Source organism: Paraburkholderia terrae (assembly GCF_002902925.1).
GTDB classification, from domain to species: domain Bacteria; phylum Pseudomonadota; class Gammaproteobacteria; order Burkholderiales; family Burkholderiaceae; genus Paraburkholderia; species Paraburkholderia terrae.
In genome coordinates, this window is the sequence record NZ_CP026114.1 from 39,366 (window position 1) to 58,490 (window position 19,125).

A 19,125-nucleotide genomic window follows, 5' to 3' on the forward strand; every position below is an offset into this window, starting at 1 on the left:
CTCGACAACAGGAGGCCGCAGCAGACGGGGAAACATCTGCTGCAAGCGCAAGGCGGACCGGCCAGCCCGCCTTGCGACCAACAAGAAACGACGAAGAACGAGAACATCATGAGAGTTTCGACGCGCAATGCCTTGCGGCAACTCGACCACGTCCGGACCATTCGGGATGAACTGCGCGCGCGCCTGCGCGACACGTCCGGCCGAATCTGGACGGTTGCCTCGAACGCGAAAACGTACAGCTGGTGGCAGCGCGGCGTATCCGCCGCGGTGGCCGCGACGCTGTTCGTCGGGCCGTTGACGGTCACGTTCGAGCAGAGCCAGTCGGCGGCAGGCGTGCTCGCGGCGGGCAGCAGGCGTCTCGACGACGACGCATGGCGACAGATACGCGACCTGGCCGGGTTGCGCGTGCGCTTCATGATGCAGCAGGCGTTCGCGACGCCTATCGTCGATCCGAATGCGCCCATCAGCTTCCAGCCGAAGATCACGCAGAGCACGGGCGCGAATGGCGGCGTGCCCGTCGTCAACATCACCGCGCCGAACGCGGCCGGGATCTCGCTGAACCAGTATCAGACCTTCAATATCGATCCCGTCGGGCTGATTCTGAACAACAGCCTGATGTCGGGCACCTCGCTCACGGGCGGCAATGTCGGTGCGAATCCGAATCTCGCTGGACGCACGGCGAGCGTCATCGTCAACCAGGTGACGTCGACGGGCGCGGCGTATGCGAGCTTGCTCAACGGTCCGCTCGAAGTGTTCGGCGTACCGGCTACCGTCGTCATTGCCAACCCGAACGGCATTACGACGCGCGGCACGGGCTTCACGAATACGATCGGCGTGACGCTTTCGACGGGCACGCCGCAGTTTCTCGGCGACCTGAACGGCACGCCCACCGACTTCAGTCACGCGACAGCCGTCGGCTACAACGTCACGGGCGGGCACATCCAGATCGAAGGCAATGCGGGTGCGAACGGGCCGGGTGCGGGCATCGAAGGCACGGTGGGCACGATCGACCTGATTGCCGAGACCATCGGCGTCAATGCGCCGCTGTATGCGGGCAACCGTATCAACGCGATTGCGGGACGTCAGTTCGTTGCGCCGAATGCCGTGTCCGATGCGGGCACGTCGTATGGCACGTCGTCCAACGGTAGCGCGAACACGGCGGCTGCCATCAATGGCGCGAACGGCAACGCGAACAATGGTCTTGCCATCGACGCCACCGCTTTCGGCGCGATGACGGCGGGGCAGATTCAGGTGATCAGCACGGCGGCAGGCATGGGCGTGCGCAGCGACGCGCAACTGGCCGCCAATGCGGGCGATCTGCTGCTGTCCGCGAACGGCGATGTGTCGGTTGCGGGCACGGCCGCGCAGAAGCAGGCGACGCTTCAGTCAGCCGGCAATGTATCGATGACGGGCGCACATATCGGCGTCGGCGGTTACTCGATCAGTGCCAACGGCGACGTCACATCGACCGGCACGTTGCAGTCCGGCGCGAAACTGGACGTGTCAGCGGGCGGCAACATCAATCTTGCGAGCACGCAGGCGAATGGCGATATCGCCATGTCGGCGGGCTCGAACGTCACGCTGGGCGATGTGCAGGGCGGCGGTGCGATGAACGTATCGGCTGCGGGCAACGGTGGTGCGGGCGACGTCAATCTCAACGGCACGTCTGTCGTCAGCGGCGCGACGACGTTGCAGGCCGCGCGCGATATCAACGTCGCCGGGCAGACGAACAGCGGCACCTTGCAGGCAACCGCACAACGCAACGTTAATGTGACGGCGGCGGTGCATACCGCCAGCGACGCGACGGTGACGGCCAGGCAAGGCAATATCGACGCGACTGCGAATATCGCGAGTGGCGGCAATCTGGCGCTCTCGTCGGGTCAGGACACGGTTGTTGCGGCTCAGGCGACCGCACAGCAGGCAGTGACGGAAGCGGCAGGGCGCGATCTTTCCATCAGCGGCTCGCTCGCGAGCGGCACGACGTTCAATTCGACCGCAGGCCGCGATACGTCGGTTTCGGGTTCATTGCTGGTCGGCACCGATGCGCAGGTTGCGACGGGACGCAATCTCGATGTGTCGGGTGTATCGATTGTCCAGCACAGCGGCGCGTTCGATGCGAAGGGCGATATCACCGGCAGCGGATCGATCGCGTTCGGCCAGAGCGGCACGCTGAACGCAGCACACGATGTCTCGCTGACGGGCAAACTGCTCGCGAACGATCTGACTGTCACGGGCGCAAACAACGTCAGTCTCGCAGCGGTGCAGGCGGGCGGCGCGTTTGCCGTGACCGCGAACGGCAACGCGGGCGGCGGCGACGTCACGTTCAACGGCAACGCGGCGAGCGTCGGCGCGACGAATGTGCAGTCGGCGCGCGATATCGCGGTCAACGGCACGCTGGCGGGTGGCGCACAAACCACGCTCACTGCGCAGCGCGATGTGAATGTCGCGAGCGCGGGGACGGTACAGTCCGTTGGCGATCTGTCGATGACGGCGACAACCGGAAGCGTGACCTCGACGGGCACGATCAACGGCGCGTCCGCGCTCGCGGTGAACGCCGCGCAGGACGTCTCGCTGACGGGCGATACGAGCGCGGTCAACGACGTCACGCTCAACGCCGGCCGCGATCTGACGATCGGCGGGTCGCTCGCGGGGCAGGCGAAAGCGGCCTTGAGTGCAGGTCATGACATGGTCGCGGGCGGCAACAGCGGCTTCGCGAGCGATGTGACGGCCACGGCGGGCAACAACCTGTCGGTGACGGGCACGCTTCAGGGCAACGCGGTCAACTTCACGGCGGCGAACTCGGTCTCGCTGAACAACGTCGTGTCGAACGCGGCGTTGCAGGTCACGACGAATGCGGGCGATATCGCGATTGGCGGCACAGTCACGTCACTTTCGACGGCGACGCTCAATGCCGCGCGCGATATCAGCGTGAGCGCGAGCGGCACGCTGCAAAGCGCGAACGCGTTGAATGTAACGAGCGGCCGCGATACGACCAACGCGGGCACCGTGCAGTCGAATCGCGACGTCACGCTAACGAATGCGTCGGGCAACCTGACTAGCACGGGCAACATCCAGTCAGGCGGCAATCTCAACATCAGCGCCGCGCGATCGGTCGATCTCGGCGCGCAGGGCACGTCGTCGCTCGGCGATATCAACGTGACGGCAGGCCAGAATCTGACGATGAACGGCTCCGTCGTCGCGCAGGGCAACGGGACGTTCAACGTGGGCAATGCGATCGGCGGCAGCGCTGCTATCGCGCTCGGCCTGAACGCGAACGTGACATCGGGCGGCGATACGAACCTCACGGGTTCGCTGCGCGCCGGCACGATACAGACGAACGCGGGCGGCTCGGCGTCGCTGCATGACGTGCAGGCGGCATCGACGCTCTCGCTCAACGCAACGAACGATCTCGACATCACGGGCGCCGTGGTCGGTGGTTCGACTGCCGTGCTCAATGCCGGCCAGAACATCGGCGTCAGCGGTTCGGTGCAGTCGTCCAGCGACATGCTGCTGAACGCGACGGCGGGGAGCATCGGATCGACGGGTGTCATCAACAGCAACGGCGCATTCACGGCGCTTGCAGGAACGGATATCAATCTGGGCGGCACGACGACGGCTGCGTCGGATGCGACGCTGACCGCTGCGCGCGACGTGAATGTCAGCGGCATGCTCGCGGGTCTGGGGCAGGGCGTCGTCACGGCGGGGCGCGATATCGGCGGTGGTGGCACGTTGACCTTCACGCAGGCGGCGACGCTCGCGGCGGGCCGCGACGTCGTGCAGGGCGGGCTCGTGCAGGGACAGTCGGTCGATATCACGGCGGCGGGCAATGCGACCGTCAACAATATTGAATCCGCCAGCACGATCGCAGTACGCGTGAACGGCACGAACAGCGCTAATGGTTCAGGCAACGTCACGGTGACGGGCGCTGCGGCAGCAGCGGGCGCGGTCACGGTCAATGCGAACAACGACGTCTCGGTGACGTCGACCGGCAAGATCGCCAGCGGCACGACCGCGTCGGTCACGGCGCAACGCAATATCAATATCGACGGCGCGGTCGAATCGGTCGGCGACGCGACGCTCAATGCGCAGACAGGCAGCCTGCTCGCGACGGGCGGCATCAACAGCGGCGGCAAGCTCGATATCACGACGGGGCTCGATCTGTCGCTCGGCACCAGCACGAGCGCCGTCAACGACATCACGCTGACGGCGGGCCGCGATGCGGTGCTCAACGGCACGATGGTCGGCGGATCGAATGCGACGGTTACGGCGGCGCGCGATATCACAGGCGGTGGCACCCAGAAAATCACGGAGACGGCGAACTACGCCGCCCAGCACGATATCGCGCTGACGGGCGGCGTGCAGGCGAATGTCGTCACCGCAACGGGCGGTAACAACGCCGCGCTGCATGACGTGATATCGGCGACGACGCTTGATGTCACGGCCAACGGCAACGCAGGTGCAGGCGACGCCGCGATCACGGGCACGGCGATGGCGCCGGGCGCAATCCATCTGACGGGGGCCCGCGATGCGCTGGTGAGCGGCGCGCTCGCAAGCGGCGACGCGTTGACGCTGACAGGCCAACGCAACGTGACGGTGACGGGCAGCGTTGAATCGACGAATGACCTCAATGCGACGGCGGTAACCGGCAGCGCATCGTTCACGGGAACGGCGGCGACAGCGGGCGCGTTCAATGTCGCATCGGCGCTCGATACGCAGCTTGGCGGACAGATCGCGGCCGCAAAGCAGATCAATGTGCAGGCGGGGCGCGATATTGCATTGACGGGCACCGTCGCGGGGCAGATGGACGGCGTGCTCAGTGCTGGCCGCGACATCAACGGTGCGGGTTCGGCGGCGTTCGCGCAGGCCGCGACGTTGACAGCTTCGCATGATCTTGCGCTGACGGGCGCGCTGCAGGGCTCGACCGTGTCGGTGACGGGCGCCAACAATGCTGGCCTCGGCAGCGTCCAGGCGGTAACGGGCGACCTGACGGTGACGGCTAATGGCAATGCGGGCGGCGGTGACGTCACGTTTGCAGGAAGCGCGACGGCTTTGGGCACGATGCTGCTCACCGCGTCGCGCGACGTCACGGCGGCAGGTGCAATCAACACGGGCGGCACGACCACCGTCAACGCGGCGCGCACCTTCTCGCTGGCCGACGTGAATTCGGCGGGAGACCTCACGCTCACGGCGACGAGCGGTAATGGCTCGGCGGGCAATGTCACCACGCAAGGGCAGCTCAATGCGAACACCGCGCAGGCACTGACTTTCTCGGGCACCACGACGGTAGGCGGCGATGCGCATCTGACGTCCGGCGGCGACATGACGCTGACGGGCGGCATCGGCGCGCAGAACACGGGCACGCTGACGGCAGGCGGAAACATCAACGCAGGTTCGGTCGTGTTCGGCCAGCAGGCGAACGTGAATGCCGGCGGCAGTGTGAATGTGACGGGTGTGGTCGGCACGAACGGCAACCTCGTCGTGACGGCGGGCAACGATATGTCGCTGGGCTCGGCGCAGGCGGGCGGCACGCTTCAGCTGACGGCACAAGGCCATAACGGTGCGGGCGATGTCTACGTTACGAACGACGTGGCATCCGGCGCGACGGTCGCCGTAAATGCCGCACGCGATGCTGTTATCGGCGATTCCGTCTCCAGTACCGGCAAGCTCACGATCAGCGGCGGCAGAGATGTGCTGATTGGCGGTTCGGCAGGTTCGAACGCCGACATCGTATTGACGGCCACGAGCGGGAACCTTGGAGTCGGCGGCGGCGTGACCACGCAGGGCAACTTCACTGCGAGCGCGGGCGGCAATCTGGCGCTGCTGTCGGGCGGACTCATCAACGGCGATACGAATGTCGCGTCGGGCGGCGCGATGACGCTCGGCGGCAACCTGTTGGGGCTCGGTGTTGCGAACATCGATGCCGGCGGTTCGATCAACGGCGGTGGCGCACTGACCTTCGGCAAGGACATCACGGTCGATGCGGGCGGCGGTGTCGCGCTCGGCGAAGTGCAGGGCGCGGGCAAGTTCACGGCGACCTCGAACGGCGACATGTCGTTCGGCGCGGCGACGGCCGTGGGCGACATCGTCGCGACTTCACGTGCAGGCAGTGTTGCCTTCAACGGACCGGTGCAAACGGGCGGCAACGCAACGATCAATGCAGCCAATAATGCATCGGCAACGGGCGGCATCTCGTCGATGGGTGCCGTCAACGTAACGGGCACGAGCGGCAATGTCACGGTGGGCGGCGTGTCGTCGAATGGCGATGCGAACCTGCATGCCGGACAGACCTTGACGCTCTCCGGTAACAGCGTTGTCGCGGGCGAACTGGCGTTGTCCGGCGCAAACGTCATGATGAGCGGGACGGCGAGCGGATCGAAGGATATCTCGATCAACGCGACGGGGACTGTCGACGCGGGACAGTCTTCGATCGTTTCTTCGAAGAACCTGCAGGTCGCGGGCGCGAACGTGACGCTCGGCAATGCGATCGTCGGCGGGACGCTCGATGCGCGTGCTTCGAGCCAGCTTTCTCTGACAGGAAGCCAGGTCGATGTGGTCGGCGCGGCGACGCTCGTGTCGCAGAATGCTTTCTATAACGCGAGCAATGTGCTGTCGGGCGGCACGCTGACCGTGAGCGCGCCGAACCTGACGAACGCCGCGACGGGTTCGCTCGCATCGACGGGCACGACGAATATCACCGCGACGAACTTCACGAATGCAGGGCTGGTGAATGGCGCGACGACGAATATCAACGTCGCGGGCGCACTGGGCAACGTGGGCGGCTCCCTGATGGCCGTCACCAGCCTGAATATCAACACGGGGACGCTGAACAACCAGAACGGCCTTATCTTTGCTGGCAATCCGAACACGCCGGGCGGACCCGTGACGGGCGACGTGTCGCTCACAGTCAATGGAGGTGGCGGCGCATTCTATAACGTCGGCGGCCAGTTGCTCGCACAGCGCAATATGAGCGTCAGTGCGGTCAACGCAACCATCGATCCGTCCCAGGGGACCATCAGCTACGGCGGACAGCTTTCGCTGACGGCAGGCCTCATCAATGTTGGCGGAACGTGGAATTTCGGAGGGCAGGGTGCGACGGTCGTTGCGCTGAGCGGTATCAACAACTATGGGACGATCACGGGCGCCGCTCCCTTGACGCTTACGACCTACGGCACCTTCAACAACTTCGGCCAGCTGTCGGGAAATGACATCACCTTCAACGGCGCGTTGAGCAATGCTGCGAATGCCGTTGTACACAGCGGCAGTTCAATCACGCTGAACGGTAGCGTTACGAATCGCGGCACGATCGAAAGCGCCAACAATCTGACGTTCAACGGCGGTGGCAACTACGATAACCAGTACGGCACGACGCAAGCCAACGGCAACATCAGTCTGAACACTGGCGCGACCGTGTACAACACAGTCGGGACGATTCTTGCCGGCGGCAACATCAATATCAATGCCGGCGCGGTGGTCAATGATGCGTTGCAGGGCGCAACGCAAACGTCCACACAGCTCGTCGGTGCTTCAGCGAACCCGGATCTGTTGAGTCAGATCGTGATCGGGTTGTTGTCCGGCTGGTATTGCCAGAACAGCCAGGGCGACTGTTACCTTTATCAGTTTTCGCAGACGGCTACGATCGCGACCCTGTTGCCGAACATGGGTGGCGGGTATATCGATGTCCGAAGCGGCGGCAGCACGTGCTATGGCGATTCCAGCGCCTGTGCGGAACTGCAGGTCGGTAACTCGCAAGCGGGAGACCATCAGTACATCGCGTTGCCCGGGATCGACCGGACGATCACAGCGCCCGGTCCGGTTTCGCCTGGTGTGATCGCAGCAGGAGGCAGCGTCAATATCACGGCAGGCACGTTGTCGAACGCAGGCAGCACGATCTCAGCGGGACTGGATGTCAACCTGAACCTGCAGTCGCTCAACAACGCGCCGGTGGGCAATGCCGTCGCGACTATTGTCGACACCGTCGATAAGGCGCAACTTGATGCGTTCATGGCGCAGATGGATGCGCTGGGCACGGTCGGAATTTACGGGAGCGGCGGTCTGGGCATCTCCGGAACAGTCGTGCCGCAGTCGACCGTTTCGTTCAATCCGGGCGCTAACGTACCGCCGAGCTCCACCAGTACGACTACGACGTTCGGGGCGCAAGGCCAGATCATCGCGGGACGCAACATGAATCTGTCCGGCGGCAATCTGGTGAACGGCGGTTTGCTCTATGCTGGCAATAACTTCAACGCGAGTGCCGCGCAGTCGTTCTCCAACCAGGGGCAATACAACTCGGCCACTTCGACTCAACCGGGTTGCGCATCTGGTGTGAGTGGCGCGCAATGTGGTGGGGCCGGTGGCATGCGTGGCGGGAATCCCAATTCGACCACGTTCTCTTATGCGCAGCAGAACGCCACGGTCTTTGCCGGAAACGACCTCGTCATTGCTGCGGGGCAGATCAATAACACGTACGGCAACCTGCTCGCGGGCCATGACATCGTGATCGGTGGCGTGGGCACGACGGCAACGTCGACGACACCGGCTCAAAGCCTGAACAACACCTCGGGCAATATTGTCGCGGGCAATAACATCACGCTCAACGTATCGGGCGCGATCACCAACACGCTGCCGCCGCCTGTTCCGGTCCACGAGGACTACGGGTCGAAGGAGCAGTACTCGGGCTGTATGACCGTGGGTGGCTACAAGGAGAGCTATTGCGAGGGTTATGTCGACCAGCAGACCGGTAACTCATCGGTTATCAGCGCCGGTAATAACCTTCAGCTCAACGCAGGCAGCCTGACAAACATCGGTAGCCTGATTGCGGCTGGGAACAACGCGACGATTTCGGTCGCAGGACCCGTCGTCAACGAAGCGCAGACGCTGAACGCGTACTGGCATTCACATTGGGTCCAGGAGACGGGGGATTTCAGCCCCGACAAGCGGCACGACATCTGGGCGTGCGGTTCGCCTGAACAATGTACCGCGCTTTACGGCGATGCATACACGAAGGCGGGTGGAGCGATCGATCCGCCGACGCCGGTCGGCAATATCGCCGCGACGATCCAGGCACCGAATCTGTCCATTACATCGGGTGGCGAGATTCAGAACGTCGGCAACGTGATTGGCACGTCCGTGACGCTTACCGGCCAGAAACTGATCAACGGCATCACGACAGCAAACACCTACACGCCCCGCGTGAATGGACCGTCGCAGGTGATTTCGCTGAGCGGGGTGAATCTGCCTGGCTTGAATCTGACCACACCGCGCACGGTTGGTGCGCCGCTGCCGACGCCTGTAGCGGGTACGGCATCGTATGTATCGGGTTCGCTGGGTGGGTCGGCGCTCGACCCCATTGGGCCGCAGGCATTGCTCGACAATCTTCCAGCGAATCTTCAGCCGGGTTCGACGCTGTTCTATTACAACCCGCAGGCTGAAGATCTGATGCTTCAGCAGGCGGCGTTGCAGCAGACGGGCAAGGCCAGCTTCATCGATGGATTGACCTACGACAGCAAGCACAATCTCTCTGTCACTGCGCAGGAAAAGGAGATCCTGTACCAGAACGCAATCGACTATGCGAAGGCCAACAATCTGCAGCTTGGCGATGCATTGACGCAGGCTCAGCTCAGTACATTGAGCGCGCCGATGCTCTGGTATGTGGAGCAGTCGGTGCCCGACCCGGGTTGCGTGTCGACAGGTCCAGTGACGTGTCCGACCGTGACGGCGCTGATGCCGCAGGTGTATCTGCCGCAGAACTGGAGCGCGATGTCGGCGGACGGGACCATCACGGGCAAGGACGTCACGCTCAACTTCAATCAGGATGGCAACGGAAGCATCCTCAATAAGGGCGATATCACCGCATCCAATACGCTCACGGTCAATACCGGGACGCTGACCAACCAGGCGAATCAGGTCAACGTAGGTCAGATCTGGAGCTATATCAACGAGGTCGGCTACTCCGAGACGACAGGCACGGCTGTCCAGCCCGGCGGCTTCATGAGCGCGGCGAACATGGACCTGAACGTCCAGACGCTCAATCAGATTGGCGGCGCGCTGCAGCAACTCAATGCCGATGGCACGGTTGATCAGTCTGGTACGCAGCAGATGCTCGCGCAGTTGCAGCAGCAACTGGGCACGAGCTTTACGCAGACGACCGTTAGCGACAACCTGCATACGGATTTTGTGGCGCAAGGCGGGTTTGGGGCGTCTCAGATTGTCGGTTTGGCCTTCGCGGTTGTCGTGTCGATCATGACGGCTGGGGCGGCGAGTGCAGCCATCGGTGCGACGCTGGGAGCGACTGCCGGCAGCACATTTGCAGCGGGCACGGCCACCATGACGGCGGGGCTCGGCAACATTGCCTTGTCGGCTGCAGCCGCCGGGTTCACATCGAGCATCGCCTCACAGCTGACCATGACGGGACAGCTGAGTTGGGCGAACGCGTTCGAGGCGGCTGCTGTTGCGGGGATCACAGCGGGCCTGACGAATGGGATTACCTACAACGCTGACTCGGGACTCGGCGTCACGACTCAGCCTCTCCCCGTTGGAGGTGCTACAACTTCTATCGCGAGTCTTGCAGGCGTTAACCCCGCGATTGGGACTAGTGCGAACCAGGCGGGTGTTTCTACGGCTTCGTCGCTGACGGAGCGAGGGCTCGCGATGCTTGCCGAAGCCGGGATCACAGCCGGCGTGGGAACCACGATCGAAGGGGGAAGCTTCGTCAATTCTTTCGAAAGTGCGTTGACGGGAGAACTGGCTGCGTCCAGCGCATTCGCCATTGGCGATACGACCGATCCGCTCTCTCTCCAGAATATCCTCGAGCACGCTGTGCTGGGGTGCGCGGCATCGTCGATAGAGGGAACAGGATGCGCCGGAGGAGCGATCGGAGCGGCAACAAGTGCCGTTGTGTCCCCGTGGTCTACCTATGCCTTCTCGCAGACGGATGGTTCATTGTCGTTGCAAAGCGCATTAGTCGCAGCGATCGCCACGCTGAGCGGCGGTTTGGCTGCTGGGCTAGCGGGAGGAAACGCGGAGGCGGGTGCCACCTGGGCGCAAAACGAGGCACTGAACAATACGTTGCAGCATCGCGACCTTGTACTAACTGCTATTCAGAAGACGCTCTCTGCTAACCCTGCATTGGCCGCGAAATACAGTGCGGATACGCTTATGAAGGCTGCCGAGAACGTATACGGCGGCAATGGCGGTATGGGCGTCTGGACTAACCAAGCCGATGCTCAGGCCGGCACCGCGCAGAACGGTACGACCTACTACCGGAACGCGCAGGGGCTATATGTCGAGCAGTGGAACGTGCCGCCAGGAGCGGAATCTGTTGCTCAAAACATCGTTGATAACGCGTTTTATGAATACGGGCCGCAGTTCGCCGCAGTAACGCGGGACAACCAGAGCCAACTGATGTCGACGTACATCGCCAGGTTTGGTGCTGACACATCGAATTTCCAGGGGATCGGAGAAGGCGCCGCTGGGTTGGGGCTGGCTGGCACGCTAGTCAAGAAAGACACTGCGGGTGGCTTCTCAATCATTGACTGGAATGGTTACCCCGAGGGTGTTCCCGTGCCGAGTGGACCATTCCAGCTGATTGATGGGGCCGAGTATGATGCTGCACGGAAGGCTGCAAACGCAGCAAACAGCTCGATCCGCCAACAACAAGGGCTCGTTGGCCAACCGGTAGACATCCACGAGGTTCAGCCTGTCAAGTTCGGCGGAAGCCCGACCGATCCAGGGAACAAGGTCATCCTTCCCCAAGACATACATCGGCAACAAGTTACGCCGTGGTGGAATAAACTGCTGAAAGATCTAAAATGAGAGCTTGCGGAGGCTTGCACATGGAAAGCGAACATTTTTCAGGTTGGCATTTGAACGATGGAGCATCGGATCAGGCTATCGCGAAATTGAAGAAACAACTAAGTTTTAGTCTTCCTACTGACTATCTCTCTTTTCTACGCGAACACGATGGTGGAGAGGGGTTTCTTGGTCAGAACTACCTCATGCTTTGGAAAGCAGAGGAGCTCGTCACTTTCAACAGAGAATATGAGGTTTCGGAATATGCGCCGGGGTTGTTTCTTTTCGGATCGGATGGGGGAGGGGAGGCATACGCCTTCGATACTCGTTCCAGTTCGATGAACGTTGTCCGGGTTCCATTCATCGGAATGGACTTGGCATACGCCACGCCGATCGCGAATGGTTTTTCCCAGTTTCTTTCGGTATTGACGTTATGAAAACTGTGAGTCAGATTTCTCGTAGGACTGGTATGGAGCTGTTCGATGTAAAGCCAGTGGTCCTCGGCGGAAATCCGAATGATCCAGCGAATAAAGTATGGCTGACCAGGGAACAACACTTTGTAGCGGTGCGTTACTGGAACAAGATTGTGCGCCAACTTCGATCGACATAGCGAGGCCTGCATAGAAAAACCCGACAGACGAGCGGTCTTTGAAGGAGCAGCGCAGGTCGTTGCAAACAAAGATCGGCTGAGGGGATTGCTGGCCGTAACCCCGATTTATGTCTCTTGATCCAGTCTTCGAGCAGTCGCGCACGCTCGTTGGGCGACTTTCTTGCCTTCCAGTGTTGATGTCCACGGAGAATTGACCCACTGGGGGTGCGGCTAAAAACTTGGACTGGTTTATGCTGCCATTCCCAAGCTCTCCCGGTATTCGAGCGGGCTGAGAGCGCCTAGCGAGACCTTGATCCGCTTTGCGTTATACCAGTGCATGTAGGAGTCAAGTACCTCAATGAATTGCTCAACGGTCGTAGCCCGCCAGTCTCGAGGATGAAACCACTCCGTTTTAAGTCGACCGAAGAAGCCCTCGCAGGCCGCGTTATCGGGTGAGCATCCTTTGCGTGACATCGAACGAACCAGCTTGGCATCGCGCATCCGTGAGAGCCACCCGGGCCAGCGATAGTGCGCCCCCCGATCAGAGTGGACCACAGGCCGCTTACTGCTGTTGGCTACCGTCTTGATGCCCTCGTCGAGCATGGTATTCACGAGTTCGGCATCTGGCCGCGTGCCGATTGTCCAGCTCACCACAAGACCATCGAAGCAGTTGATCAACGGAGACAGATACACCTTGCCGGCGGGGATCTGGAATTCGGTAATGTCGGTGAGCCACTTCTCGTTCGGGGCTCCTGCGCGGAAGTCACGATTGATGACGTTCTCCGGCGCAGGGCTTATTTCTCCGTCGTAGGAGCGGTAGCAGCGTCGTCTGGCGGTGGCAGCGGTCAGCCCTTCCTGCCTCATCAAACGTCGCACCACTTTCTCCGAGATAACGACTTTCTGCCTGCCCAGTGCCGCCCGTATCCGACGATAGCCATAACAGCGGTGATTGACCTCAAAGATGTCTGCGATGACTCGACGAGCGCCAGCATACTTGTCGGCCACGAGCAGACGCGCACGATGATAGAAGTAGGAACTGCGAGCTAGTCCCAATACGGCTAACAGCTCTGACAACGTGTAGGTGTTTTTCAGGGCATCAACCAGCATCGTTTTCTCCCGGTTGCTCAGGAGTTGCGGGACGATGCCCATTCCTTTTTTTATCAGTTCGTTCGCCTTCTTCAGGATGTCGTGCTCGAGCTGCAGTTGCCGGACGTCGCGTCGAAGCGATTCGACCTGCTGTTCCAGTTTCGTACGCTCACTGTCCGGTGCTGGCTTCTTCTGGCGTTTCATGGATGCTGGGGCTTCACGACCGAGTAGCTGGTTCTTCCAATTGTAAAGCGTCGGCCTGCTCACGCCTGCTTTCTGGGCAAGCAGGCGCGCGCTTTCCTTTCTGGTGCACAGTTCAATGACTGCAGCCTGCTTCACCGCTGGCGATTTCGGAATGCTGCCAGTTGCTCTGCCGACAATGCGTTTTCCGATTTCAGGATGCAGCTCTTCGATCCAGGCGGCGAGGGTCCCCCGACTCGGATATCCCAACGCCCTCAAGGTCGCAGCAGCACAACGGCCATGGCCCAGATAATGATCGACGGCCGCCTCCTTCTGTACGGTCGAATACCTCGGCCGCGAACGAACATAGCCAGTACGTAAATCATGACTCTGTTCGTATTCGCGATGCCAGGATTTGAGAGAGTTCTTTGTCGGGTACCCCAGTTGTCGAATGGTCGCTCTGATGCGCTTGCCCAACTTTAAGTACAGCCGAACCGCTCGAAGACGGTCTTCGTACGAGTACATGGACTACCTCCAGGTAGTCCAAGTTTTCGTCCGCACCCCCACTGTTTTCATCTAAATTTGATCCACCCCCAGACAGCGTAGTGTATCTATTCCGATGTGGATAACTCTTCGCCGTCTGTCGTCTTTGAAGCTCTCTTTCTCGTCGCTTTTGCTTTGGCAGAACTGGTCCTGAAGCGCCACGATTCATTGCCCGTTTCAACGATATGGCAGTGATGGGTGACGCGGTCCAGAAGCGCCGTTGTCATCTTTGCATCGCCAAACACATTAGCCCATTCCCCGAAGCTCAGGTTCGTCGTGATCATCACGCTCGTGTGTTCATACAGCTTCGAGAGCAGATGGAACAGTAGCGCCCCGCCGGTCTGGCTGAACGGCAGGTAGCCGGGGGCTCAACAAGGTACGCGCAATTTCCTATCATAAGCCTGCTGGTTATAAAGGCGCGCCAGATCATTTCGATCTGCCCCAGTAACGTCTGACTTCTTTGCGCTAATCTGAGCGGCCCTCTGCGATCTGGACGATTCGCAATGGCCACCGTCGAACGCACCGCGTACCCGCGCTTTCCCAAGGTCCTGGCTTCCCGGGACCTGCAAGTCTGCTGCACGCCCATGCCCGATGAACTGGAATGGGCGCGCCGGTCAACCCGGGGCGAGCGACCTCGTCTTGGTTTGCTGGTGCTCCTGAAGGTCTTCCAGCAGATGCACCATTTTCCGGCGCTCGACAGCATCCCCGTTGCCGTCGTTGAACATGTGCGGACGGTGGCGAACATTGGTCCTGTCGTGCAGTTTGGTTACGACACGCAGACATCGCCGACACTGTTCCGGCATTATGCGGTGGTGCGCGAACACCTCGGCGTGAAACCCTACTACGGTACGGACGCGGGCACGATTGCGACGCGCGCCGCGCATATTGCGGCGCTGTCGATGGACCAGCCAGTCGACATCATCAATGCCACGATCGACGAACTGATCGCTCAGAAAGTCGAGCTGCCCGCATTCTCGGCGCTGGACCGGATCGCCGAGCGGATCCATGCAAAGACGCAGACGCGGCTTTTCAAGCGGGTCGCGCGTCGTCTGACCGATGAACAGAAGCGTGATCTCGACCGTCTTCTTGCGCGCGATCTGTCGAGCCGACAGACGGTCTATAACCGCATCAAGCGTCATGCAAAGCGTCCGTCCCGGCAACATCTGGATATGCTGATCGACCAGGTGGCGTGGCTCGACGAACTTGGCAACTTTACGATCGCGCTCGCCGGCGTGCCGGCATCCAAACTGCGCTCACTCGCGATGCAGGCAATGGCGCTCGACGCGTCGGCCCTCAAGAGGGACACCCTTCCCGAGAAGCGCTATACGCTGATCGTGGCGCTGCTCAACCGCATGCGCGTGCGCGCCCGCGATGATCTCGCCGACATGTTCGTGCGGCGCATGGGCGCCATTCACAAGCGTGCGAGTGATGAACTGGAGGTCATCCAGCGCAAGCAGCGCGATCGGTCGAAAACCTCGTGATCCTGCTCGACGGCGTCGTCGACATTCTTGCCGAAGGGTCCGACGACATGAACATCGCGCAGTCGATCCGCAAGTGGCTCGCGCCGAAAGGCGACCTCGAGCCCCTGCGTGAAAGTTGCGCGGCGATCCGGGCGTTCAGTGGTCGCAATTACCTGCCGCTGCTGTGGAAGCATTTCCGGGTGTATCGCTCGGTCCTTCTGCGCCTTGCCCGCACGCTCGAATGGGATTCCACGAGCCAGGTGCGCACGCTGCTCGATGCGCTCGATGTTGTGCGAGAGAACGAAAACCTGCACCGCGAATGGATTGATGCCGACGTTGATCTGAGTTTCGCGGCACCGCGCTGGCGCAAGCTCGTGCGCCGCTCCTATGGTGAAGGGGCTCCGACCAACCGGCGCTTTCTTGAGGTGTGCGTGCTCTCGTACATGGCTGAGGAACTGCGCGTAGGCGACCTGTGCGTGTCCGGGTCCGATGCCTACGCTGACTATCGCGATCACCTGCTATCGTGGCGACAGTGCGAACAGCAGTTGCCCGATTACTGTGCGAAGATCGGTCTACCGGAAACCGGCGGCGAATTTGTCATCCATCTGCGCCAATGGTTGACCGACGCCGCACGCGAGCTTGACGACGAGTTCCCGCGTAAACGTGAACACGTCACACTCGACCAGAAAGGCGAGCCGATTCTGCGCAAGACCGTTGCGAAAGAGATTCCGGCAAGCGCGATTGCCCTGCAGGAGCGCCTCAACGCGCGCCTGCCGACGCGCAACGTCCTCGATATCCTCGCGAACATCGAGCACTGGACGCATTTCACACGGCATTTCGGACCGCTTTCGGGCATCGACCCGCAGATCCGCAAGGCCGCTGAACGTTACTTGCTGACGATCTTTGCGATGGGCTGCAATCTCGGCCCGACGCAGGCGGCACGTCATCTCGATACCGATGTGACGGCGCACATGCTGTCATTCGTCAACCGTCGGCATATGAGTCTGGACAAGCTTGAGATCGCGCAGCGCGAGCTGATTGAACTTTATCTGCGACTCGATCTGCCGAAACACTGGGGTGACGGCAAGACAGTGGCCGCCGACGGGACCCAGTATGACTTCTATGACAACAACCTGCTGGCCGGCTATCATTTCCGCTATCGGAAAATGGGCGCGGTCGCGTACAGGCACGTCGCCGACAACTACATCGCGGTGTTCCAGCATTTCATCCCGCCGGGTGTCTGGGAAGCGATCTACGTGATCGAGGGGTTGCTCAAGGCTGGCCTGTCGGTCAAGGCCGACACCGTACATTCGGATACCCAGGGCCAGTCGGCCGCCGTGTTCGCCTTCACGCATCTGCTCGGCATCAGGCTGATGCCACGAATCCGCAACTGGAAAGACCTGGTGCTGTACCGGCCAGACAACGACGCAAGATACAAACACATCAACAGGCTCTTTACGGCGACCATCGACTGGGTACTGATCGAGCGTCACTGGCAGGAACTGATGCAGGTGGCGTTGTCGATCCAGGCCGGCACGATTTCGTCACCGCTACTGCTGCGGCGACTGGGTTCGGAGAGTCGCAAGAACCGGCTCTACCTTGCCGCACGCGAACTCGGCAACGTCGTGCGCACGGTGTTCCTGCTCGAATGGATCGGCAGTCGGGAACTGCGCCAGGAGGTGACGGCGAACACCAACAAGATCGAGTCGTACAACGGCTTCGCGAAATGGCTGTCGTTTGGCGGCGATGTGATCGCCGAGAACGAACCCGAAGAGCAGCAAAAAAGGCTACGCTACAATGACCTGATTGCATCGGCTGTGATCCTGCAGAACACGGTGGACATGATGCGGGCGCTGCGCGATATGGTGGCCGAGGGCGAGAAGGTCCGCGCTGAGGATATCGAATTCCTGAGTCCCTATCCGACGCACAACATCCGCCGCTTCGGGCGCTACCGGTTGCATCTGGACCGCTCGCCCGAGAGTTGGATCAAAGATGCCCTGTTCGGTCAGGCAGCCCGACCTGATGATGAGATGAGGTAACGCTGCATGAGCGCAAGAGCTGCGGTGACCGCAACGCCGTACGGTGAAGTAGACGCCTCCGCACTGGCAACGCTGCAATCGGGTTACGACACGACACGCTTGCTGGATGCCGTGGACACGCTGGACGACGTACGTACGAGCCTCCACGATCCGGAAGGCCTACGGGAAGACATGTTGCGCCTGCACAGCATGGCGCATGCCATCGTCAATGGTGCAAGCCCGACGGTCGGATCGCAGGACGATCCGTTTGTGGACCAGGTATCGGATGTTCTCGACCAGATCGATCATTATGTGGCAGAACTGCTCTCGGTTCGTGAGGTCCTCCAACCGCTGGAATCGCTTCGCCCCGACGACATGGGCGGCTTCGATGAACATTGAGCCGATTGAGAACGGGTCAACGTTCATGCACTGGAAGCTCAGGCAGGCGTTGCGGTTCGTCAGTTGATGCTACAGGCATGCTAATGGGCTATTCCGTTCGCACCTTCCTGATTGCTGGTGACGATACCATTTGGCGGTTCGCAAGCAACAAGTTCTGGCGAATGCTGCAGGATCCGGCAAGTCACTGCTTGCCCGCGTTCGCCGGACAACGAATACGAACAGCCGATGTTATCGTCGAACTGAAGGGCAGGGAGCCTGTGCAGGTTGTCCGGCGCACGTACTTTATTCTCACATTTGATCCCGAAGGGCACATCGATCTGGGCAAGTTCGGAAGCCAGCAGTCTGCGCTTGCGGAATGGGTTATGGATCCCGTTTTTACCGCGGCCAATAGTGACCGCGATCAGACGGTCGTCGAAGCAGCTTCCCGATTCATCGCGCAGGGTGGTCGATGGGTTCCGTCGTCCGCTTTGGCTCGCATCATTGACGATGTTGCGTTGGGTCAACGTCGATGCGGGCGCGCGTAGTACGCGCATGAGGCGATCGAGCATTACCGCACCGCCATCCGCGAGCTGGGCGAACAGGGAACAGGCCGGAACGAGCGGCAGCTGCAGGCCGAACGACGCGAGGCCAACAGGCCATATGCGTAGCATAACGAAATAATCTGGCGGAAACGGCTTGCTTGCCGCGACCGGCAAGCGCCTGCGTGAATCGCTCGCTCATGGTGAGCAGTTGCAAGCGGTCACTAACCGGACGCTCACCGACCGCGCCCGGCGTCAAAGCCGAGCGTGACGCCTTGCAGACGACGGTCAGCTCGCAGGTCGGGGGAGCCCGCGAGCGCTCGGGAAACGCTTGGGTCAATGACTGATTATGTATGAAGACTGGAAGACGCTCGCGGCCAGCTCGAAGCGCAACAACCGCGGGGAGAGTATCGGGCACGAGTCGGCATCGCCACGGCCAGATAGCGGTGGCACTGTGCTATATGCAATTTGCCGGGCGTTTCTTCCAAAACTGATAACCGACATGCTTATGATAGGAATTCGCGCGTACCTTGTTGAGCCCCCGA

At 61.2% G+C, this 19,125-nt stretch carries 5 protein-coding genes and 2 pseudogenes; 4 read left to right on the forward strand and 3 right to left on the reverse strand.

What is annotated here, in order from left to right:
- The first annotated feature begins 108 nt into the window (after nucleotides 1-108).
- Nucleotides 109-11,811, forward strand: coding sequence for a beta strand repeat-containing protein (locus tag C2L65_RS41900; protein WP_233446757.1), 11,703 nt, complete (start codon nucleotides 109-111; stop codon nucleotides 11,809-11,811).
- Between the two features lie 20 nt (nucleotides 11,812-11,831).
- Nucleotides 11,832-12,224 (forward strand): SMI1/KNR4 family protein, encoded by a 393-nt coding sequence (locus C2L65_RS41905; protein WP_042309144.1) that lies wholly within the window; start codon nucleotides 11,832-11,834, stop codon nucleotides 12,222-12,224.
- 401 nt (nucleotides 12,225-12,625) lie between these two features.
- On the opposite strand, the gene C2L65_RS41910 is transcribed toward C2L65_RS41905, so the two are convergent.
- Both C2L65_RS41910 and C2L65_RS41915 read right to left on the reverse strand, forming a co-directional pair.
- On the reverse strand, nucleotides 12,626-14,167 hold the full coding sequence (locus tag C2L65_RS41910) for an IS3 family transposase (protein ID WP_042309145.1): 1,542 nt from the start codon (nucleotides 14,165-14,167) through the stop codon (nucleotides 12,626-12,628).
- An 86-nt stretch (nucleotides 14,168-14,253) separates the two neighbouring features.
- Nucleotides 14,254-14,547, reverse strand: a pseudogene (locus C2L65_RS41915) (ATP-binding protein); the annotation flags it as partial.
- A gap of 141 nt (nucleotides 14,548-14,688) precedes the next feature.
- On the opposite strand from C2L65_RS41915, the pseudogene C2L65_RS41920 reads away from it, so the two are divergent.
- Both C2L65_RS41920 and tnpC read left to right on the forward strand, forming a co-directional pair.
- A pseudogene (locus C2L65_RS41920) lies at nucleotides 14,689-17,684 on the forward strand (Tn3 family transposase).
- A gap of 6 nt (nucleotides 17,685-17,690) precedes the next feature.
- Nucleotides 17,691-18,062: a Tn3 family transposase post-transcriptional regulator TnpC gene (gene tnpC, locus C2L65_RS41925; protein ID WP_042309147.1), complete on the forward strand. Its 372-nt coding sequence runs from the start codon at nucleotides 17,691-17,693 to the stop codon at nucleotides 18,060-18,062.
- Nucleotides 18,063-18,142: 80 nt separating this feature from the next.
- On the opposite strand, the gene C2L65_RS45935 is transcribed toward tnpC, so the two are convergent.
- The gene (locus C2L65_RS45935) at nucleotides 18,143-18,757 is read right to left on the reverse strand and encodes a hypothetical protein (RefSeq protein ID WP_042309148.1); all 615 of its coding nucleotides are present in this window, start codon (nucleotides 18,755-18,757) and stop codon (nucleotides 18,143-18,145) included.
- Nucleotides 18,758-19,125 lie beyond the last annotated feature (368 nt).